Origin of the sequence: Variovorax sp. Varisp41, assembly GCF_047325085.1 — a bacterium.
Lineage (GTDB): Bacteria > Pseudomonadota > Gammaproteobacteria > Burkholderiales > Burkholderiaceae_C > Variovorax.
In genome coordinates, this window is record NZ_CP168541.1 from 1,332,025 (window position 1) to 1,349,679 (window position 17,655).

Genomic DNA, 17,655 nt, shown 5'->3' on the forward strand with positions numbered 1-17,655 from the left:
CATCCGTAGAAGAGTGACCTGCTGCAGTCTGCTCAGGCCAACACCTTCAAGGAGCTATTCATGCGTTCTTTTACCCTGCCCCGCCTGCTTTCCTCATGCCTTGTCGCGATGGCGATGCTGGGAACCGCCGCGGTCGCGACTGCACAAGTCATGGTCGGCGGTGCTCCCATGTACGCGGCCAAGGACATCGTGGACAACGCCGTCAACTCGAAGGATCACACCACGCTTGTCGCGGCCGTCAAGGCTGCCGGATTGGTGGACACGCTCAAGAGTACGGGACCGTTCACTGTCTTTGCACCGACCAACAATGCCTTTGCGGCCCTTCCGGCCGGGACCGTCGATACGCTTCTGAAACCGGAGAACAAAGGTACCCTCACCACGGTTTTGACGTACCACGTAGTTCCCGGCAAGCTCGACGCGGCAGCGCTGATGAACATGATTAAGGACGGCAATGGCTCGGCAACACTCAAGACCGCCGCCGGCGGAAACTTGATCGCCAAGTCAGCAGGTGGCAAGGTCATGATCACCGATGAGAAGGGTGGCACGGCCACGGTGACGATCGCTGATGTCTACCAATCGAATGGTGTGATCCACGTCGTCGACAAAGTGCTACTCCCCAAGTAACGGGACGATCAAAGGCCCGCAACGCATGCCTCTCGTCTTCGTGGGAAGAACCAGCGTAGCGCAGGATCGGCATTGCGCCGCGCCACTACGGGCGAATAAACGCGCGACCCATGAGCGGAGCACCGGCTCACACGGGGCTATTGCGTACCGGTCTGGCTCTGCCCCCCGTCACCGCCATTGCCCGTGACCCCTCCAACGCCTGCAGCACCGCCACCGTTCGGGCTTGCTGGCGCCGACTGTGGCGCGGGCTGGGTAATGCCCTGGCCACCCGCGGGTGCCGCGTCATTGCGGCGGTGGGACATGACGTTGTAGATGACAACCAGCAGGACCACCACGATCACTGCACCGATACCCCAGCGAAAGACCCGTCGTCCGTCGCGCTCGTCGCTTCTGGCTTGTTCAAGTCTCATGGTCGCTTCCTTTCGAGAATAGCTGGAAGGCACCCAACTTCCGATCTCGCGCAGGAGCTGCCTGTCGGACGTCGACGCGTACCAATGCAGTCACTCGGACGGGGGAGCGGGCTACTTCGGCAGACCGAATCCAAAGCCGAACATGCCCGAAGCCGCTTTTGCTGCAGGCGCATCCGCCTCTTCCTCGCGTGGTCCGACACTCAAGTCTTCGACCATACCCTGCAACCGAACCAGACCGGCCGCCATCGCGGCACTGTAGCTCTTCACCGTAGAAGCCTGCTCTTCGATGACGCTCCACTGTCCATCTGGCAAGAGCTCCACCAGTCGCCACCGAAAGGCGTTAGCGTTGGCCTGGAAGACGGTGACGGCAAGGTGGCGAAGCGGAGCCATGGGGCGATAGTGCCGCGAGCAACGGCCGGCGACGGTCAGACAGGAGCGCTATAGGCTGCCCGTCGAAGAACTGCTTCCCAGCAAATCCATCAATCAGGCAGGCGGCTGCTAGACGGGCAGCTCAGTCTCGCCTGCGTCCTTGCAGGTGGCGCGCATGCGGGATCAGCCGCAACCGCGTACTGGGCGTGGTCGGCAACTTCTGAAACTCCTCGATCTGCCGCAGCACCAGCGCATTGCGGGCCGTCGATTGGGATGCCACGCAGTCGCGCGGCACCACCACCGCGAGATCGCGCATGCCGGCCTCGGTCGCAGTAACGAGAACGCACTGGTCGCTGGCGACACCGGTCAGGATCAGGCGGCTCGCCTTCAAATGCTGCAGCAGCAGTTCCAGCGGCGTGCCGAAGAATGCCGACTGCTTGGGCTTCAGCACGAAGTAGTCGTCGGCGTCGGGCTTCAGGGCACTTGCGATTTCCGCGCCTGGACCACCCTGGCGCAGCGCCTCCTGCGCCAACGCTGGAAAGTCCGATCGCCATCGGCCGCGGTTGTCGTTCGCATAGATCACGGGAACACCCGACCGGCGGCATCGCGCCTTCAATGCTGCGATGCGCGGTGCGATCGACGCGGCGCAAGGCAGCAACTTCTCAGCATCGGGAAAATCCCAGCAGTTGATCATGTCGATGATCAGAAGTGCTGTCTGGCCCGCCGCGCGCTCGGGTGCGAGCAGGCCTGAGGATCGTGAAGGCATGACAAAAGCTCACTGCTTGGTAAGAAAGAGCATCGCCATTCTTCATTGCGAGGCGACTGCCGCGAGCGCACCACACCCCAATTAGCGGCTTCGTCCGACACTGTTATCGCATCCGGCTCGGTCCCCTCATTATTCGGGCGCACTCGCGTCATACCGGCCTACACGCAACGTCTGAAACCTCCCCGGAGAGTAAACATCCTCAGCTTCTTCCGCGATGAACTCATGGATTCGCTGCTGGATCTTCTGCGTCTCGAGACACCGCCATGGCAAATGGTGCTGCGAGGTACCGCCGTTTACTGGTTTCTGCTGATCGTGTTCCGCTTCTTACTGCGACGCGACGTTGGGTCGTTGGGCGTGGCGGACCTGCTCTTCGTCGTGTTGATCGCCGATGCTTCGAGCAATGCCATGCAAGGCGACTACAAGACCATCGGCGATGGGCTCGTGCTCATTTCGACGTTGATCGCGTGGAACTACGCGCTCGACTGGGTCATCTATCGATCGCCGACCGTCTCACGCCTTCTTGAGCCGCCGGCCGAGCCGCTGGTCAAGCACGGCCGGATCATGCACCGGACGCTGCGCCGCGAACTCATCACCACGGAGGAACTGATGTCCAAGCTTCGCGAGAAAGGCGTTTCTGATCTCTCCGAGGTGCGCATTGCGCGGTTGGAGCCCGGCGGAGAGCTGAGCGTGTTCAAGTATCGGCGTTGAACGTGCGCAGGCTGGCGTCCGACAACGCAATCGCCGCGCGCCGACATCGAGAGCCGGTTCACCTGCGCAAGCTGCGGCGCTTCCATGTTCAGGAGCAGCAGCATGCAACGTTTCACAGATCGCGTCGTCATCGTCACGGGCGCCGGTTCCGGGATTGGCGAGGCTACGGCTCGTCGCTTCTCGCAGGAAGGCGCCCACGTCGTGCTCGCCGGCGACACCAAGGCCAAGCTCGAGCGCGTCGCCGCCGACCTGCCGCCGGAGCGCACGCTGGTGAAGGTCGCCGACGTGTCGAGCTACAAGCAGGTGCAGGCATTGGTCGCGGCCACCGTCAAGCGCTTTGGCGCGCTCCACGTGCTGTTCAACAATGCCGGCATCGCGGTCGAGGGCACCGTGACCGAGGCGCCGTTTGATGGCTGGGGCAAGACCATGGCGACCAACATCGGCGGCGTGTTCCACGGCTGCCGCGCGGCGATGCCGCACCTGATCGCCAGCCGCGGCTGCATCGTCAACACGGGCTCGGTCTCCGGACTCGGCGGCGATTGGGGCATGGGCTTCTACAACGCATCGAAGGGCGCGATCGTCAACTTCACCAAGGCGCTTGCGCTCGACCATGGCAAGGACGGGGTGCGCGTCAACGCCGTCTGCCCGAGCCTGACCTTCACGCCGATGACCGAGGACATGAAAAGCAATCGAAAGCTGATGGCGAAATTCCGCGAGCGCATTCCCTTGGGGCGCGGCGCCGACCCCTCGGAGATTGCAGCGGTGGTGGCCTTCCTCGCCAGCGACGACGCGAGCTTCGTCTCGGGCGTGGCGCTGCCGGTGGACGGTGGCCTCATGGCTTCAAACGGGCAGCCCGACATGGCGTGACGGGCCTCAGATCGCGACCGATCCCGGAAAACGCATCCCCATGTCTACACGGCTCTCCATCGCGAACGCCCGGAAGGCGCTCGCCGATTTGAAGCACGCGACGGACCGTTGCCGGGAATGCCCGCTTGGCGCCCGAGCCACGCAAGCGGTGTGCGGTGAGGAAAGGCCGCGTCCTGCTGTGATGGTCGTCGGCGAGCAGCCAGGCGACAAGGAAGACCGGGACGGGCACCCCTTTGTGGGTCCGGCAGGCAAGCTTTTCGATCGCGCACTGGAGGAACTGGGCTGGCGAAGAGAACAACTTTACGTCACCAACGCGGTCAAGCACTTCAAGTTCGAGTTACGAGGCAACCGCCGTCTGCACAAAACACCGGCACAGCGCGAAGCGGCAACCTGCCACCACTGGCTCGAGGACGAGATCGACCTGGTACGTCCGCACTCATTTCTCGCGCTCGGCGCGACTGCCGCGCGCGCGCATCTGGGCCGCCCGGTGGCAGTGACCCGCGAGCGAGGCCGATGGCAGGAGGATCCCGCTGGAAGGCCTGTGCTGGTGACGCTCCATCCCTCGGCCCTGCTGCGCGGCGATCCCGCGCAGTGCGAGGACGCATGGAAGGCTTGGCTGGAGGACCTCCGAATCGCGTTGCCACGCAAGGCCTAGGTGTGAAGTGTCAAGAGGTTCTTTCGAGACATCGAGAGACGTGAGACGGGCACGGCGAGGTTGATGCCGTAGTGCGGCCGATGCCAGTTGTAGAAGTGGTTCCACGCAGGCAGGGCCTCGCAGCGCTGGTATGAGTTCGCGTAGACGTGCCCGTAGGCCCACTCACGCAGGGCCGACTGGATGAAGCGCTCGGCCTTGCCGTTGGTCTGCGGGCGGTACGCCCTGGTGAACTTCTGCCCGATGCCCAACTAGAGGCAAGCTTCGGCGAACAGCCCAGAGCGAAACGGCATGCCGTTGTCGGTCAACACCCGCTGGATCTGCACACCCATGCTTGCGAAGTAGTCTACCGCGGCCCGCAAGAACGCCTCGGCGCTGAACTTGGTCTCGTCGGGATGCACCTGCGTAAAGGCCAGGCGGCTATGGTCGTCCACGGCAACGAAGACGAAGTCCCAGCCAACGCTGCGCGCACGCTGAGTGCGGTCGCCGGTGATGCGGTGGCCGACCTTGTCGAAGCGCCCCAGCTTCTTGATGTCGATGTGCAGCAGCTCGCCAGGGCTGTCTCGCTCGTAGCATTGCACGGGCTCGTCCGGGCGCAGGTCACTCAATCTCGACAGTCCGGCACGACGCAGCACGCGACTGACGGTGGCTCGGGATACGCCCATGTAGGAAGCGATGCGTGCCTGCAAGAAGAACTTGCGCCGCAACTCGACAAAGGCCAGAGCGACATGAGGTTCGATGGAGCGAGGCGACTTCTCGGGGCGAGAAGACTTGTCCAGCAGGCCTGCCGCACCATCGACGAGGTAGCGCGCCAGCCATATGCGGGCCGTGACGGCGCTGACGCCGTGCGAGGCGGCAGCAGCTGATGCACTGACGCCACGTTCAGTGATGTCTTGAACCATCTTTAGGCGCCGCAGGTACGTCAATCGGGCATTCTTATGGGTGTTCATCCGGGTCGGGGTCTTGAGTGGATTGGGGGTTTGGCAATTTCCAGTCTCTCAAAACTTCTCCGGGTGAACACCTTAAACAACCTATTGGGCCTTCACATCTAGCCCACGGACAGGTAGTTGGCCGCGCGCCACCAAGCGTCGATCCCTTCGATGACCTTCGGATCAGACGCCACAGTCGCTTCCTTCGCGCTCGCAGCTCAAAGACCGTAGTACTTGTTGATCGAGCTGCTGTAGACGTCGTCGTAATCCGGCACGCGATCCGAGGCATAGCGCGGAGCACCTTCGATCGCGGCCTTGTCGATCGGCACGACATAGCCTCCTTGCGAGGTGTCGTACTTCAGGACGGACCACGGAATCGGATAGCGGTCCGTCCCGATGCCCAGGAAACCGCCAAACTCCATGACGGCGTACTGGACCTGCCCACTGAGCTTGTCGATCATCAAGTCATCAATGGTGCCGAGCTTGTCGCCCGCAGTGTTGTAGACGGCCGTTCCCTCGACGCGCTCCGACGAGATGACGTTGCTGGTGGAGACGGGGGTGCCGGTTGAAGTGAGTGCCATGAGAAATTCCTGGGAGGAAGGGATGGAAAAAGGCCGCCACAGCGCGCATGAGCTTGATGTCGGCGCACGGATCGACTCTTGTGTCTCTCGGCCAGTCATGGCCGCGGATCGGCGATCGCAACCTGACCCTGTAGGAAATGGTGCCGCCCATTTGGCGAGGTCGATCAGGGCCTGCGCTCCTCGAAGCCGAGGCCCCGCACCCGCAACACGCGCTAGCTGCGCTAGCCGTCGGATCGTCGGAGCAGTTCCTTCGACGCGATGCGCAACGCGCCTACGAGACATTCACGAGCCTTGGCTGAACTTACGGCTCCCACGAATCAATCAGGAGCTACTCCATGACTACCAAACGCGCCGAACCCGATGCGTGCAGCCTGCTCGACACCGACCACAAGAACGTGAAGAAGATGTTTACGGCCTACGAGGACCTCGCGGGCTCAAAGGCCGCCAGCGCCGCCAGCAAAAAGCGAGACCTTGCCCAGCAGATCTGCGCCGAACTCACCGTGCACACACAGATCGAGGAAGAGATCTTCTACCCCGCGTTGCGCGAGGCCCTGAAAGAGACCGACCTGCTCGACGAGGCCGAGGTCGAGCACGCGAGCGCCAAGGACCTGATCGCCCAGATCCAGGACGCCGCGGAGATCGACGAGATGTTCGACGCCAAGGTCAAGGTCCTGGGCGAGTACATTGATCACCACGTCAAGGAAGAGCGCAACGAGATGTTCCCCAAGGCGCGCGCGGCCAAGGGCCTCGATCTCGTGACCATGCGTGAGTTGCTCGCAACGCGCAAGGAAGAACTGATGGCGGAGCTGACAGCGTCTGCCTGACCCGGTTGACCCGGTTGGCCCGGTGCCCGTGACAGCACCGCCCTGGCGCACTTTTCTACTATCCCGAGCGTTTTGCCTTGGCCAGGGCGGCTCTACCCTCAGCTGTCACACGGTAGATGACCGATGCGCCTTCGGTCAAAGGCACGCCAACCGGTGGAAGCTGTGCCTCGATCAGCCCGGCGGCTTCAAGGACGATCGCGTTGCGGATGTCAGCTTCGTCATGTAGCGCCAGCGGGAACTGGCAATCCTCGATCCGTCTCAAAAAATCCATTGGCATACTCGACCCTCGGCGGGCGCCGATCTTAACGAAAGCCCGCGTCAGGCAACAAGATTTCCCTTGCTGCACGTGCCGGATCGAAGGTCGCTCCTGGCCTAAATCGTCTCTGCAGAGGGTCAGCGCATGACTTTTTCGGGTGTCATGGGTGTGCTGCGAATGCGCTTTCCGGTCGCGTGAAAGATCGCATTGCTGACGGCGGCGGCCACGCCGACGATCCCGATCTCGCCGACGCCCTTGGCGCCCAGTTCGCTGACCACGCGGTCATCCTCCTGCACGAAGATCACGTCGATGTCGTGGATGTCCGCGTTCACCGCCACATGGTATTCCGCAAAGCTGTGGTTCATGAAGCGGCCCAGCCGGTGATCCGGATGCGTCTCTTCGTGCAGGGCCTGGCTGATGCCCCAGACGACGGCGCCGGTCACCTGGCTGCGCGCGGTCTTCGCGCTCATGATCCGGCCCGCGGCGATCGCGCTGACCACGCGTGTCACCCGCACCGTGCCGAGTTCCTCGTCGACCTTCACCTCGCAGAACACCGCCGAGTGCGTGGCGCGAACGTACTTGCGCTGCTTGAGCATGCTCGGCAGCAACAGGTACTTGTCCTCCACAGGGCGCGCGCCGTTCGCGGCGAGCACGGCCTCGAACGCCACCGCCGTCGACGGCGCTTTCACCAGCCGGATCGTGCCATCGGCGAATTCCACCTCGGAGAACTTCGCCCGGGCCAGGGGCGATCCCGCGATACCGCGCGCGAGCCGGAACAGCCGGCGTTTGAGCTTGTCGCAAACGCCCTGCACCGCCGACCCCACCGTGGTCACATGCGAGGAGCCCCCCTCGATGGGCGCCACCGGCAGCGTGGAGTCGCCGAGCTCGAAGCGCACGCGCTCGAGCGGTAGCCCCATCGCGGCCGCCGCGATCATGGCCATGACCGTGTAGGTGCCGGTGCCGATGTCGGTCGCGGCGCTGCTCACCACCAGGTAGCCATCGGGCTTCAGCACCGCCCGGGCGCGAGCGAACATCTGCAGCGCATCCCAGGTGCCGGTCGCCATGCCCCAGCCCACCCACTCGTGGCCCTCGCGCGTGGCGCGCGGCAGCGGTGCACGGCGTTCCCAGCCGAAGCGGCGTGCGCCCTGCTCGTAGCAGGCGCGCAGTTCCTTGGTCGAGTAGGGCATGTCGTCCATCGGATTGCGCTCGGCGTAGTTGTGCAGCCGCAGCGCCAGCGGATCCATGCGCAACTTGTGCGCCAGTTCGTCCATCGCCACCTCGAGCGCGTGCACGCCATGCGCCGCACCGGGTGCGCGCATGTCGATCGGACTGTACTGGTCGAGCGGCACCACCTTGTAGTCGAGCTGGATGTTGTCGCAGCGGTAGAGCTGTCCCGACCAGTTGACCACAACTTCCACGTAGTCCTCGAAGCGCGAAGTCTCGGCGATCGCGGTATGCCGTATGGCGCGCAGCGTGCCATCACGCTCGGCAGCGAGCTGGACTCGCTGCAGCGTCTCGGGGCGATGGCCGAAGGTGAACATCTGCTGACGCGTGAGCACGACCCGCACCGAGCGTTTCAGGTGCAGCGCAGCCATCATCGCGAGGAAGAGTTGGTACTGCGGCCGCAGTGCAGAGCCGAAGGCGCCACCGACGTACGGATTGCGCACCGTCAGTTTCTTCTTGGAAAGCCCGAAGACGCGCGACAGATACCAACGGCTGTTCTGCGAACTCTGGGTCTTGTCGTAGACCGTGAAGTGGCCGTCCTCGCCGCGGATCACGGTGGTGGCGAACATCTCCATCGGGTTGTGGTGCTCGACGCCGCTGTAGAAGTCCGATGCGATCTTGACCGGCGCGGCCTCGAATGCGGCCTGCGCATTGCCTTTCTCTTCGGGCGGTGGCGAATATCCGGCTTTCAGGCGGCTCGGCTTGCGGGCGCGATCGGTGTGGTCGAGCAAGCCGGTCTGGTGCGGCTCGGCGCTGCATTCGACCTCGATGAGCCGCGCCGCGTGACGCGCGGCCTCGAAGCTCTCGGCCAACACCAGGGCCACGGGCTGGCCGCTATAGCGGATTTGCGCGTCGTGCAGCGGCTTGAAGGGCGTGCCCCCCGGCGAGGTCATGTCCTTGTAGAAGATGCCGAGCGAGCGAGCGTGAGGGCGCCGCTCGTGCGTGAGCACGTCCAGCACACCGTCCACCGCGAGTGCCCGGCTCGCATCGATGCGCACGATGCGGCCCTTGGCAATGGTGCTGTTCACGACCATCCCGTGCACCAAGCCTTCGGCCGGGTGTTCCGCCGCGTAGCGCGCCTCGCCTGTGACCTTGGGCCGGCCGTCGATGCGCGAGACCGGCTCGCCGATGCGCACGTCGCCCGTGCCAGGTTCGGCCACCGGCACGCGGCACGCCTGAGGTATGCGCGTCATTGCGGCTCCTTCAGGTCGGGGCGGCCCGGGCCGTCGTTGCGTCCGGCGCGCGGCGTTCCCGCCGTCGCGGTGGAAAGGGCTCTTGTGATCGCGCGTCGTGCCATGGTGATCTTGAATCCGTTCTGTCCTTGCGAGGTCGCGCCTTCGAGCAGCAAGTCGGCGGCCGCCTCGAAGAGAGCGTCGGACGGGCGCTGCCCGACCAGCACCGCCTCGGCGTCGGTTCTCCGCCAGGGCTTGTGGGCCACGCCGCCCAGCGCGACCCGCACCGCGCCGATCGCGCCGGCGGCGTCAAACTCAAGCGCCGCCGCCACGGATACCAGCGCGAAGGCATAAGAAGCGCGGTCGCGCACCTTGATGTAAGCGCTGTGATTCGCGAACCGTTTCGCCGGGGGCAGTTCGATGTGCACGACAAGCTCGCCGTCCTCAAGCGTGGAATCGCGCTGCGGGTCATCGCCCGGCAGCCGATGAAACTCCCCGAAGGGAATCGCCCGTGCGCCCGCGGCCGAACGCACATGCACCACGGCATCGAGCGCGGCGAGCGCCACGCACATATCGGACGGGTGCGTGGCGATGCAACGCTCGCTCGCACCCAGCACCGCATGCTGGCGGCTGAGACCGCCGATGGCTGGACAGCCGGTGCCGGGTTCGCGCTTGTTGCAGGGTGCACCCAGGTCGTAGAAGTAGACGCAGCGGGTGCGTTGCAGCAGGTTGCCACCGTTGGTCGCCATGTTGCGGATCTGCGGCGAGGCGCCGGCGAGAATCGCCGCGCTCAGCAACGGGTAGCCCTCCCGCACCAGCGGGTGCCAGGCGGTGTCGGCGTTGGGCGCCAGCGCGCCGAGGCGCAGACCGCCACCCTCCGTGGTCTCGATGCGGTCCAGCCCCAGCCCGGTAATGTCGATCAGCCTGCCGGGCCGCGCCACGCCTTCCTTCATCAGATCGAGAACATTGGTGCCGCCAGCGATCCATTGGCTGCCGGGCGCGAACTCGTGCAATGCCCGCTCGAGGCTCGGGGGAGAGATGAGGGTGAAGGGATTCATCGTTCCTGCACCTGAAGCACCACCTCGGAAACAGCGGCCACGATCTGCGGGTAGGCGCCGCAGCGGCACAAATTGCCGCTCATCAGTTCCCGCACCTCATCGGCGCTCGAGGCCTGGCCCTCGTTGCGCAGCCCCATCGCGGAACAGATCTGGCCGGGCGTGCAGTAGCCGCACTGGAGCGCGTCGTGGTCGATGAACGCCTGCTGCAGGGGGTGCAGCGTCGAACCTTGCCCCACACCCTCGATCGTCGTGATCTCCGCGCCCTCGCACATGGCGGCGAGCCGCAGGCAGGCATTGATGCGACGCCCATCGACAAGCACGGTACAGGCACCGCACTGTCCATGATCGCAGCCCTTCTTGGTGCCCGTCAGGCCAAGCCGATCGCGCAGCAGGTCCAACAGGCTGACCCAGGCCTCAAGGTCAAGCGTCTCCGTCTGACCATTCACTTTCAGCCAAACGATGTGGCGCGATGGGCCCGTGTTCGCAGGAGTGGGCGGATCCGGGGCATGGCTATGGCTCATCGGGGACCTTTTTGCGTTGTTCGCGATGGCTCGCGGGACCGGTTGTTCGGGTGGTGAGGCACAGTTCGAGGGGTTTAAGCAGGGGCCTGTCCTGGGCACGTCGGACGGCAGCCCGCCACTCTGTGCGCAAGCCAAACGTCCAGCCGAGTGCATCTCATGGCTTCGCCATGACGGGCGCGCGCGGCCCTTGCCTACATGCCTCCAACGACCAACGCGGGATGTTCACGACTCCTTTTTCCAACCACCAACCAATCAGGAGCAACAGCATCATGACCACCGCCACTCGCACCAACGACGAAGTCGTTTCGATCCTGTCCGACCTGCTCGAAAACTCCCGCGATGGCGAGTACGGTTTCCGTGCCTGCGCGGACGAGGTCGACGACGCACAGATCAAGCAGGTCTTCGCGAGCCGGTCAGCCCAGTGCGCGGAGGCAGCCGCCGAACTGGCGACGCTGATCCGCTCGCTCGGCGGAGAGACCGACACGGGCGGCACCGCCAGCGGGGCGCTGCATCGCGGCTGGGTTCACGTCAAGGGAACGCTGGGCGCGGACAGCGCGCTGTCCATGCTCGAGGAATGCGAGCGTGGCGAGGATGCAGCCGTCGCCCGCTATCGCAAGGCGCTGAAGTCCGAACTGCCGCCTGCGGTGCGCACGCTGGTCGAGCGCCAGGCCGAGGGCGCCCAGCGCAACCACGATCAGATCCGTGATCTGCGCGATCAGTACAAGGCCAAGGGTTGAACATGTCCACACGCAAGTCGATGTCGCCTGTGAACGTCGATCAGAATGGCGAGGCGGGCATCGACACGCCCGCGGACGGCAGTCGCATCGGCCGCGAGGCTAAGAAGCCTTCGGGAGACCCGGGCGAGCGCGGTCATGACCCCGCGCCCGCCGCGCGCGCCGCCAAGCAGTCTGCCCCGCCCGCCTCGGGCAAGGACAACGCTTAGGTGCGCCGGTACCTGGCCAAGAAGTTGAAATGACCCGGCTTCGACGCATCGCCGTATTCGTCGAGGAGGTGGGCGCGGGAAACTTTCATTGGGTCTTGCACGAGCAAGGCGCGGATGCCTCGGAATGGATCGAGCTGTCCGCCAGCCCGATGGCCTACGACCTGTGGCTCGACGCCTTCGAGGACGGATGCGCCGAACTCGTGCGCATGGTGCCCGACGAACGCTCCGGCCCGCGCAGCGGCGGCGAGGACGAGGGCGCGCCGCCTGTCGGCCCCATCGATGACACGGCCTGAGGAGAGCGCAGTCGGCAGCGCAACAGTGCCGCGCACAGTGACGGCACCGGTTCCTACAAGCACGCCGCAGCGCGCTGTTTAGGTTGAAGTGCTTAAAAAGGAGCATCCCATGACCCAACCCATCATCGCGGGCAGCGGCGACGGCACGCGGCCCACCACCAGCGGCGGTGTAGACAACATCGGTGGCGGCGAGCGCTTCTCGAGCCAACGCACGGCCGCGGGCGAGGACGTGGCCTCGCCCGCCCCCAACGAGCGCATGCGGGACAAGCGCAAAAACGTCGAGAACACCCGGCACGACGATTCGGCCGCCTTCGGTCTGCACGAAGACCTCGCGCAGCAGCCCAATCCCGGTCCCGGCCAGCGTTAGACGACGTGAACGACGCGGCAGCACCGGAGCCCTACGAACACCCGGCCGGCGGCTGGGGTTCGCTGAAGGCGGTGGGCGGCATCCTGCTGCGCGAGCACATTCCGATCGCGGGAACGCAGGCCCTGCTCAAGCAGAACAAGCCCGGCGGCTTCGCCTGCGTGAGTTGTGCCTGGGCTAAGCCCGGTCATCCGCGCCCGGCCGAGTTCTGCGAGAACGGCGCCAAGGCCACGGCCTGGGAGCTCACGGCCAAGCGCATGCCGCCGGCCTTCTTCGAGCAGCACACGGTCACGCAATTGCTCGGCTGGAGCGACCATGAACTCGAATCCGGCGGCCGCCTGACGCGGCCGATGCGGTGGGACGCGACGAGCGACCGGTACCTCGAGGTCTCGTGGGATGACGCTTTGGCGGAGATCGGCGCCGAACTGCGCGCGCTGCGCCGCGAGGACCCGGCCTCGGTGGTGTTCTATGCCTCGGGCCGCGCCTCGCTCGAGACCAGCTACCTCTACCAGCTGCTGGCGCGCCTGTACGGCAACAACAACCTACCCGACAGCTCGAACATGTGCCACGAGACCACCTCGGTGGCGCTGCCGGAGACCATCGGCGTGCCCGTGGGCACGGTGCGGCTCGATGACTTCGAGCATTGCGACGCAATCTTCATCTTCGGCCACAACACCGGCGTGAGCAGCCCGCGCATGCTGCACCAGCTGCAGGAAGCGCGCCAGCGCGGTGCGCGGATCGTGACCTTCAACCCGCTGCGCGAGCCGGGGCTGGTGCACTTCGCCAATCCGCAGTCGCCGGTGCAGATGCTCACGCCCGCCGAGACGCAGGTCAGCACCCAGTACCTGCAAGTGCGCAACGGCGGCGACCTGGCGGCGCTGGCGGGCCTGTGCAGGGCGCTGGTGGCGGCCGACGGCGACGCCATTGCGCAAGGGGCGCCGCGCGTGCTCGATGCCGGCTTCCTCGCCGAGCACACCGAGGGCTACGAAGAATTCGCCGCCTGGCTGCGCGGGACCTCGTGGGCCTCGATTGCCGAAGAATCGGGTTTGTCGCGCGAGGCGCTGGAACAGGCGGCCGCCACCTTCGCCGAATCGCGCGCCGTGATCGGCATCTACGGCATGGGCCTGACCCAGCATGTCGAGGGTGTGGCGGCCGTGCAGATGGTGTCGAACCTGTTGCTGCTGGGCGGCCACATCGGCCGCCGCGGCGCAGGCATCTGTCCGGTGCGTGGCCATTCGAACGTACAGGGCCAGCGCACCGTGGGCATCACCGAGAAGCCCGAACTCGCGCCGCTCGACGCGATGGCGAGGCTCTACCGCTTCGAGCCGCCGCGCGAGAAGGGTCTGAACACGGTCGAGGCCTGCCGGGGCGTGCTCGACGGCTCGGTGCGCGCCTTCGTCGCGCTCGGCGGCAACTTCACGCGCGCCGTGCCCGACACCGACCGCATCGAACCCGCGTGGAAGAAGCTGCGGCTCACGGTCAACATCGCGACCAAGCTCAACCGCAGCCACCTCGTGCACGGCGAGGTGTCGTACCTGCTGCCCTGCCTGGGCCGCATCGAGATCGACCGTCAGGCGCGCGGCGAGCAGATGGTGTCGATCGAGGACTCGACCGGCGTGATGCATGCCTCACGCGGCGTCGCCGAGCCGGCCGCGAACACGCTGCGTTCCGAGGTCGCGATCGTCGCGGGCATCGCGCTCGCCACCTTGCCGCCGAACCCGGCTGTGCCATGGGAGGCCTGGGTCGAGAACTATGCGCGCATCCGCGAGCACATCGCGCAGGTGCTGCCCGAGGTGTTCCATGACTTCAATGCGCGGCTCGAAGATCCGGCGGGCTTTGCGCGGCCGCTGCCCGCGCGCGAACGCGTGTGGAAGACGAAGAACGGCAAAGCCAACTTCAAGGGCCATGGTTTGTTGCGCGAGGGCGCGGCACCATCCTCGCACGCGCTACGACTCATGACCTTGCGCAGCGACGACCAGTTCAACACCTCCATCTACAGCCTCGACGACCGCTTCCGCGGCATCCACGGCACGCGTCGCGTACTGCTGATGAACACCAGTGACATGGCACGGCTGTCGCTGACCGACGGCGACATGGTCGACGTGTGCGCCGAAGGCTTCGAGGACGGCGAGCGACAAGTGAGGTGTCTTCGCGTCATGTGCTTCGATCTGCCCAAAGGCAGCGTAGGCGGCTACTACCCCGAGTGCAATCCGTTGATTCCCCTCGAGTACTTCGCGCGCGAAAGCATGGTGCCCGCGGCGAAAGCGATTCCCGTGCGCGTGAGGCGCAGCGCGATCGCCTGAACGACGTTGCCTGGATTTAGCGCAGCGGCTCGAAGGGATTCTCGCGGTCCTGCCGCTGCAGCGCTATCACGCCCTCGGCAAAGGCCACCAGTTCCTCGGTCAACGGCGATCCGGGTACGAGCACACCGACACGCTCGGCGAGCGCCTGCCATTGCGCGCGCCGCGACTCGGCATTGTTCGGGACGGGGATATTGGTGTCCTGGGGCATGGTCATTCCTTGCCGGTGGCGTCGGTACGCTCGGCATTCGTGGTGCTGCGCGTACCCTTGAGGTGAAGTTCGATGTCCGAGGCATTCGGACCAACGGCCCGGATGGCCTCCTCGACTTGCTCGGGTGTGGCATCGAGCTTGCGGGCGAGTTCCGCGACTTTCGAAGAATTCCTCGCATTGACCTCTGCCTCTGCAGCCAGCCAGTCCTGTACGGCATCGCCTTCGGTCTTGCCGCGCCGCTCGTAGGCGGAATAGGCCGCCTCACGTATCACTCGTTCCTGATCGGCTTGACCCGTCTCCTTCGGCGGCGCCGCCGCGGCGGCGTCCCGTCCTTCAGTGAGCGGTTCGATGGGTGGATTAGCACCGCCCGCAGGCGCGACCAAAGGTTGGTCGCCGCCGTTGTTTGAACTTGCCATCAGAAGCTCCTATGCAGTTGAGTTGGAGGAACGGTAGGTGCGCCGAGCGACGGCGGCGTCTCGTGCTGGCGAAGAATCTCGTAGGAGCATGCCCTACTCACCCAGAACGTTGATGGCCAGCGCGCTAGGAGGCGGGAGAAGGAGGACTCCTGCAAGAGGATGCGCGCAGAGATGTCGCAGGCAAGCTGCCTTCATGTGCATGCTGCAACAGGTCATAGGAGCACTTTCGCTTTCCACATGTCAGACATCCAGCGCAGCCAACACACATATCCTCAAGAAGACGAGGATGGCCCTGTGGGCGGAATGCCAAACACCGCCACCGTCGCCTACGCTGGCAGGTCGCGCTGGCTGGCGCGCTTCGATCGCTTCGCCAGCCGCGTCACGCGCTGGGCTGGCACGCCGACAGCCTTCTGCGTCGCGCTGATGGCAGTGGCGCTGTGGGCGATCTGCGGACCGCTGTTCGGTTTCTCGGAGGACTGGCAGCTCGTGATCAACACCGGCACGACGATCGTGACCTTCCTGATGGTTTTCCTGATCCAGCAGAGCCAGAACAAGGACAGCGTAGCCATGCACCTCAAGCTGGACGAACTGCTGGCGGCCCACAAGCGCGCCAGCAACCGCATGATCGGCATCGAGGATCTCGACGAACAGGAATTGCAGCGCGTGGCCGCCTTCTATGCGCGGCTGGCGGAACGGGCGAAGACCGGCAGCCTGGCGAGCGAGGCCGCGCAGAAAGTGGCGCTGGGCCGGGACATGGCCAAGTGCGCTGATCGGGCGGAGCCATAGCTCGGTAGGGAAAGCCAGTTGTCTCACACACCCCACCCGTTGGCGCAATCCGCCGGCCGCGCCAAGGATGCAAGCGGCGTCGACTGCAAAAATACTCGGAAGTCTCCGCACCGACTCAACGGTTGAGAAGCAGAACGCCGAGTGCGAACTGTAGGACGAAGCGCCCGAAAAGTTCATTGGGCTTGCGCGGCAGGCTGAGCGGAACATGATGCCTCATGCTCGCTTCCGATTCGGACCTCAAAGCCCGGCTGATCGCCCAGATGGCCTGGGAGGCCGCGTGCGAGCGCCTTCGCAAGGCGCTGCGCCCGCCCGCCGGTTATCCGTCCATGTCCGCGGAGGAGTTGAACGCGGTTTTCTCGGACGCGGCCGAGCGCTTGCACACGCTGCGCGTCCTTTCGACGACGCCTGACGATCGGCCCGATCAGCCCTGAAGCCGGTCGAGGGACTGCACGTAAATCGCAGCCTCCGCGGGACTCATGGCATCCTCGAGCTGAGCCAGTTCGAGTTTTTCGCAATCGTGCGAGACCCACTCGAAGAGATGCGACGCGGGCATCCGGTCCATGCTCGAAGCATCGCTCCACGAACCCAGCCGCACGTGAGCGCTTTCCAGGAGACGCTGCAGATCGAGCGCTCTCAAAACACGCAATGCCGCCATGTCTGCCGCAGCCAAGCCCTCGCGGCATCGAGCCCAACGCCGCTCACACTCCGTCATTCGCCGAAAGCTCTGCGCGATTTCGGCGCTCGAAGGTGACACGCGACCACAGCGCTCGCACAATCGCTGGAACTCGCAAAGGGTGTGCGCATAGCTCAACTGCTGCAACAGCAGCAAAGCATGGGTCAGGCGACGCGCCATGGACACAAGGATCGAGCAGGGGCCGGCGCGACGCAGCAGCACCTGATGCACCTACGTGGCCCGCCCGCCCCTCACCGATTGCGTTCGCGTTCCTTCGATTCCGAGGACGGCACCGGCCGCGCCGACGATCCCTGGGCGCTGCGCCCATTGTCCGAAGGCGTGGTGTCCTGAGGATTGGTGCGCGTCAGCCCGCCGTTCGGACCGCCGCCGGGTGGGCGGTTCTGGCCTGTGCGCGCCTCGGCGGGGCCGTGCTCGCTGCTCAACGGCTCGGTGCCGCGTCCCGTGTCAACGCGCGGACCCGTGGCCCCCTGGGCCTTGGGCGTGGAGTTTCCCGCAGCAGGAGCGACCGATCCCTTTGGATTTCCGGTGGACGATTGCTGTGCACCTGCAAAGGGTGTTGCAAGAACCAGCGAGAGTGAAAGAAGCGCAAGCGGCTTTCGAATGTGCATGGTGGGCCTCCAGAAAGAGATCGATTCTTGAAGCCCGCGACGGCATGGACGTAGGACAAGCGCGTCCCTGTTCGCGAAT

General features: G+C 65.1%; 24 protein-coding genes and 1 pseudogene. 12 read left to right on the top strand and 13 right to left on the bottom strand.

What is annotated here, in order from left to right; all coding sequences use genetic code 11:
• Positions 1–108: 108 nt before the first annotated feature.
• A complete protein-coding gene (locus ACEN9J_RS37400) occupies positions 109–624 on the top strand; it encodes a fasciclin domain-containing protein (protein WP_413765705.1) in 516 nt (171 codons plus the stop codon).
• A gap of 137 nt (positions 625–761) precedes the next feature.
• Here the strand turns inward: ACEN9J_RS37400 and ACEN9J_RS37405 are convergent, their stop codons facing one another.
• The 3 genes from ACEN9J_RS37405 to ACEN9J_RS37415 all read right to left on the bottom strand — a co-directional run bounded on the left by ACEN9J_RS37405 (position 762) and on the right by ACEN9J_RS37415 (position 2,169).
• Entirely contained in the window at positions 762–1,034 is a 273-nt protein-coding gene (locus ACEN9J_RS37405; RefSeq protein WP_261212655.1) for a hypothetical protein, read from the bottom strand.
• A gap of 111 nt (positions 1,035–1,145) precedes the next feature.
• Positions 1,146–1,424, bottom strand: coding sequence for a hypothetical protein (locus ACEN9J_RS37410; RefSeq protein ID WP_261212656.1), 279 nt, complete (start codon positions 1,422–1,424; stop codon positions 1,146–1,148).
• A gap of 121 nt (positions 1,425–1,545) precedes the next feature.
• The gene (locus ACEN9J_RS37415) at positions 1,546–2,169 is read right to left on the bottom strand and encodes an isochorismatase family cysteine hydrolase (protein WP_413764910.1); all 624 of its coding nucleotides are present in this window, start codon (positions 2,167–2,169) and stop codon (positions 1,546–1,548) included.
• Between the two features lie 222 nt (positions 2,170–2,391).
• Between ACEN9J_RS37415 and ACEN9J_RS37420 the strand changes: the two genes are divergently transcribed.
• From ACEN9J_RS37420 to ACEN9J_RS37430, 3 genes are all read left to right on the top strand, one after another.
• Positions 2,392–2,877 carry a DUF421 domain-containing protein gene (locus ACEN9J_RS37420; RefSeq protein ID WP_413764911.1) on the top strand — a complete coding sequence of 162 codons (486 nt, stop codon included), beginning with the start codon at positions 2,392–2,394 and terminating at the stop codon, positions 2,875–2,877.
• An 84-nt stretch (positions 2,878–2,961) separates the two neighbouring features.
• Positions 2,962–3,744, top strand: coding sequence for an SDR family NAD(P)-dependent oxidoreductase (locus ACEN9J_RS37425; protein WP_413764912.1), 783 nt, complete (start codon positions 2,962–2,964; stop codon positions 3,742–3,744).
• Positions 3,745–3,784: 40 nt separating this feature from the next.
• Entirely contained in the window at positions 3,785–4,399 is a 615-nt protein-coding gene (locus ACEN9J_RS37430) for a UdgX family uracil-DNA binding protein (protein WP_261212659.1), read from the top strand.
• On the opposite strand, the pseudogene ACEN9J_RS37435 reads toward ACEN9J_RS37430, so the two are convergent.
• Together ACEN9J_RS37435 and ACEN9J_RS37440 are read right to left on the bottom strand one after the other, a co-directional pair.
• A pseudogene (locus ACEN9J_RS37435) lies at positions 4,396–5,346 on the bottom strand (IS481 family transposase). The gene ACEN9J_RS37430 and the pseudogene ACEN9J_RS37435 sit on opposite strands and share 4 nt — an antisense overlap.
• A 197-nt stretch (positions 5,347–5,543) precedes the next feature.
• Positions 5,544–5,906, bottom strand: coding sequence for a PRC-barrel domain-containing protein (locus ACEN9J_RS37440; RefSeq protein ID WP_057591444.1), 363 nt, complete (start codon positions 5,904–5,906; stop codon positions 5,544–5,546).
• Positions 5,907–6,241: 335 nt separating this feature from the next.
• Here ACEN9J_RS37440 and ACEN9J_RS37445 point away from each other — a divergent pair, with 335 nt between their 5' ends.
• Complete coding sequence (locus ACEN9J_RS37445; RefSeq protein WP_261212661.1) at positions 6,242–6,730, top strand: hemerythrin domain-containing protein; 489 nt, start codon at positions 6,242–6,244, stop codon at positions 6,728–6,730.
• A 58-nt stretch (positions 6,731–6,788) separates the two neighbouring features.
• On the opposite strand, the gene ACEN9J_RS37450 is transcribed toward ACEN9J_RS37445, so the two are convergent.
• The 4 genes from ACEN9J_RS37450 to ACEN9J_RS37465 form a co-directional block, all read right to left on the bottom strand.
• Positions 6,789–7,001, bottom strand: coding sequence for a hypothetical protein (locus ACEN9J_RS37450; protein WP_261212662.1), 213 nt, complete (start codon positions 6,999–7,001; stop codon positions 6,789–6,791).
• Between the two features lie 122 nt (positions 7,002–7,123).
• A complete protein-coding gene (locus ACEN9J_RS37455) occupies positions 7,124–9,403 on the bottom strand; it encodes a xanthine dehydrogenase family protein molybdopterin-binding subunit (protein ID WP_261212663.1) in 2,280 nt (759 codons plus the stop codon).
• Positions 9,400–10,440, bottom strand: a complete 1,041-nt coding sequence (locus ACEN9J_RS37460) for an FAD binding domain-containing protein (RefSeq protein ID WP_261212665.1) — start codon at positions 10,438–10,440, stop codon at positions 9,400–9,402. The genes ACEN9J_RS37455 and ACEN9J_RS37460 overlap by 4 nt, the downstream gene beginning before the upstream one ends.
• Positions 10,437–10,961 (bottom strand): (2Fe-2S)-binding protein, encoded by a 525-nt coding sequence (locus tag ACEN9J_RS37465; RefSeq protein WP_261212666.1) that lies wholly within the window; start codon positions 10,959–10,961, stop codon positions 10,437–10,439. The genes ACEN9J_RS37460 and ACEN9J_RS37465 overlap by 4 nt, the downstream gene beginning before the upstream one ends.
• 269 nt (positions 10,962–11,230) lie before the next feature.
• Between ACEN9J_RS37465 and ACEN9J_RS37470 the strand changes: the two genes are divergently transcribed.
• The 5 genes from ACEN9J_RS37470 to ACEN9J_RS37490 all read left to right on the top strand — a co-directional run bounded on the left by ACEN9J_RS37470 (position 11,231) and on the right by ACEN9J_RS37490 (position 14,864).
• Positions 11,231–11,698: a PA2169 family four-helix-bundle protein gene (locus ACEN9J_RS37470; RefSeq protein ID WP_261212667.1), complete on the top strand. Its 468-nt coding sequence runs from the start codon at positions 11,231–11,233 to the stop codon at positions 11,696–11,698.
• A 2-nt stretch (positions 11,699–11,700) separates the two neighbouring features.
• Positions 11,701–11,904: a hypothetical protein gene (locus ACEN9J_RS37475; protein ID WP_413764913.1), complete on the top strand. Its 204-nt coding sequence runs from the start codon at positions 11,701–11,703 to the stop codon at positions 11,902–11,904.
• Between the two features lie 29 nt (positions 11,905–11,933).
• A complete protein-coding gene (locus ACEN9J_RS37480) occupies positions 11,934–12,197 on the top strand; it encodes a hypothetical protein (protein WP_261212669.1) in 264 nt (87 codons plus the stop codon).
• Between the two features lie 109 nt (positions 12,198–12,306).
• Positions 12,307–12,564, top strand: a complete 258-nt coding sequence (locus ACEN9J_RS37485; RefSeq protein ID WP_261212670.1) for a hypothetical protein — start codon at positions 12,307–12,309, stop codon at positions 12,562–12,564.
• A gap of 5 nt (positions 12,565–12,569) precedes the next feature.
• Positions 12,570–14,864 (top strand): FdhF/YdeP family oxidoreductase, encoded by a 2,295-nt coding sequence (locus ACEN9J_RS37490; RefSeq protein WP_413764914.1) that lies wholly within the window; start codon positions 12,570–12,572, stop codon positions 14,862–14,864.
• A 16-nt stretch (positions 14,865–14,880) separates the two neighbouring features.
• On the opposite strand, the gene ACEN9J_RS37495 is transcribed toward ACEN9J_RS37490, so the two are convergent.
• Positions 14,881–15,072: an aminoglycoside phosphotransferase gene (locus tag ACEN9J_RS37495; RefSeq protein ID WP_413764915.1), complete on the bottom strand. Its 192-nt coding sequence runs from the start codon at positions 15,070–15,072 to the stop codon at positions 14,881–14,883.
• Between the two features lie 2 nt (positions 15,073–15,074).
• Entirely contained in the window at positions 15,075–15,488 is a 414-nt protein-coding gene (locus tag ACEN9J_RS37500; protein WP_413764916.1) for a DUF2934 domain-containing protein, read from the bottom strand.
• Between the two features lie 303 nt (positions 15,489–15,791).
• Here ACEN9J_RS37500 and ACEN9J_RS37505 point away from each other — a divergent pair, with 303 nt between their 5' ends.
• Together ACEN9J_RS37505 and ACEN9J_RS37510 are read left to right on the top strand one after the other, a co-directional pair.
• A complete protein-coding gene (locus ACEN9J_RS37505; RefSeq protein ID WP_413765706.1) occupies positions 15,792–16,274 on the top strand; it encodes a low affinity iron permease family protein in 483 nt (160 codons plus the stop codon).
• Positions 16,275–16,489: 215 nt separating this feature from the next.
• Entirely contained in the window at positions 16,490–16,705 is a 216-nt protein-coding gene (locus ACEN9J_RS37510; RefSeq protein WP_413764917.1) for a hypothetical protein, read from the top strand.
• Here the strand turns inward: ACEN9J_RS37510 and ACEN9J_RS37515 are convergent.
• Entirely contained in the window at positions 16,696–17,169 is a 474-nt protein-coding gene (locus ACEN9J_RS37515) for a hypothetical protein (protein WP_413764918.1), read from the bottom strand. The two genes, ACEN9J_RS37510 and ACEN9J_RS37515, sit on opposite strands and share 10 nt — an antisense overlap.
• A 29-nt stretch (positions 17,170–17,198) precedes the next feature.
• A complete protein-coding gene (locus ACEN9J_RS37520; protein ID WP_413764919.1) occupies positions 17,199–17,576 on the bottom strand; it encodes a hypothetical protein in 378 nt (125 codons plus the stop codon).
• Positions 17,577–17,655: the final 79 nt, after the last annotated feature.

What these genes read in the sequence shown, in the direction of transcription:
- ACEN9J_RS37485 (WP_261212670.1), top strand. Translation starts at nt 12,307, where the DNA reads ATGACCCAACCCATCATCGCGGGCAGCGGCGACGGCACGCGGCCCACC.
- ACEN9J_RS37500 (WP_413764916.1), bottom strand. Translation starts at nt 15,488, where the DNA reads ATGGCAAGTTCAAACAACGGCGGCGACCAACCTTTGGTCGCGCCTGCG.
- ACEN9J_RS37410 (WP_261212656.1), bottom strand. Translation starts at nt 1,424, where the DNA reads ATGGCTCCGCTTCGCCACCTTGCCGTCACCGTCTTCCAGGCCAACGCT.
- ACEN9J_RS37440 (WP_057591444.1), bottom strand. Translation starts at nt 5,906, where the DNA reads ATGGCACTCACTTCAACCGGCACCCCCGTCTCCACCAGCAACGTCATC.
- ACEN9J_RS37505 (WP_413765706.1), top strand. Translation starts at nt 15,792, where the DNA reads ATGCCAAACACCGCCACCGTCGCCTACGCTGGCAGGTCGCGCTGGCTG.
- ACEN9J_RS37420 (WP_413764911.1), top strand. Translation starts at nt 2,392, where the DNA reads ATGGATTCGCTGCTGGATCTTCTGCGTCTCGAGACACCGCCATGGCAA.
- ACEN9J_RS37465 (WP_261212666.1), bottom strand. Translation starts at nt 10,961, where the DNA reads ATGAGCCATAGCCATGCCCCGGATCCGCCCACTCCTGCGAACACGGGC.
- ACEN9J_RS37475 (WP_413764913.1), top strand. Translation starts at nt 11,701, where the DNA reads ATGTCCACACGCAAGTCGATGTCGCCTGTGAACGTCGATCAGAATGGC.
- ACEN9J_RS37405 (WP_261212655.1), bottom strand. Translation starts at nt 1,034, where the DNA reads ATGAGACTTGAACAAGCCAGAAGCGACGAGCGCGACGGACGACGGGTC.
- ACEN9J_RS37400 (WP_413765705.1), top strand. Translation starts at nt 109, where the DNA reads ATGGCGATGCTGGGAACCGCCGCGGTCGCGACTGCACAAGTCATGGTC.
- ACEN9J_RS37450 (WP_261212662.1), bottom strand. Translation starts at nt 7,001, where the DNA reads ATGGATTTTTTGAGACGGATCGAGGATTGCCAGTTCCCGCTGGCGCTA.
- ACEN9J_RS37480 (WP_261212669.1), top strand. Translation starts at nt 11,934, where the DNA reads ATGACCCGGCTTCGACGCATCGCCGTATTCGTCGAGGAGGTGGGCGCG.
- ACEN9J_RS37430 (WP_261212659.1), top strand. Translation starts at nt 3,785, where the DNA reads ATGTCTACACGGCTCTCCATCGCGAACGCCCGGAAGGCGCTCGCCGAT.
- ACEN9J_RS37520 (WP_413764919.1), bottom strand. Translation starts at nt 17,576, where the DNA reads ATGCACATTCGAAAGCCGCTTGCGCTTCTTTCACTCTCGCTGGTTCTT.
- ACEN9J_RS37445 (WP_261212661.1), top strand. Translation starts at nt 6,242, where the DNA reads ATGACTACCAAACGCGCCGAACCCGATGCGTGCAGCCTGCTCGACACC.
- ACEN9J_RS37510 (WP_413764917.1), top strand. Translation starts at nt 16,490, where the DNA reads ATGCTCGCTTCCGATTCGGACCTCAAAGCCCGGCTGATCGCCCAGATG.
- ACEN9J_RS37495 (WP_413764915.1), bottom strand. Translation starts at nt 15,072, where the DNA reads ATGCCCCAGGACACCAATATCCCCGTCCCGAACAATGCCGAGTCGCGG.
- ACEN9J_RS37460 (WP_261212665.1), bottom strand. Translation starts at nt 10,440, where the DNA reads ATGAATCCCTTCACCCTCATCTCTCCCCCGAGCCTCGAGCGGGCATTG.
- ACEN9J_RS37415 (WP_413764910.1), bottom strand. Translation starts at nt 2,169, where the DNA reads ATGCCTTCACGATCCTCAGGCCTGCTCGCACCCGAGCGCGCGGCGGGC.
- ACEN9J_RS37455 (WP_261212663.1), bottom strand. Translation starts at nt 9,403, where the DNA reads ATGACGCGCATACCTCAGGCGTGCCGCGTGCCGGTGGCCGAACCTGGC.
- ACEN9J_RS37470 (WP_261212667.1), top strand. Translation starts at nt 11,231, where the DNA reads ATGACCACCGCCACTCGCACCAACGACGAAGTCGTTTCGATCCTGTCC.
- ACEN9J_RS37425 (WP_413764912.1), top strand. Translation starts at nt 2,962, where the DNA reads ATGTTCAGGAGCAGCAGCATGCAACGTTTCACAGATCGCGTCGTCATC.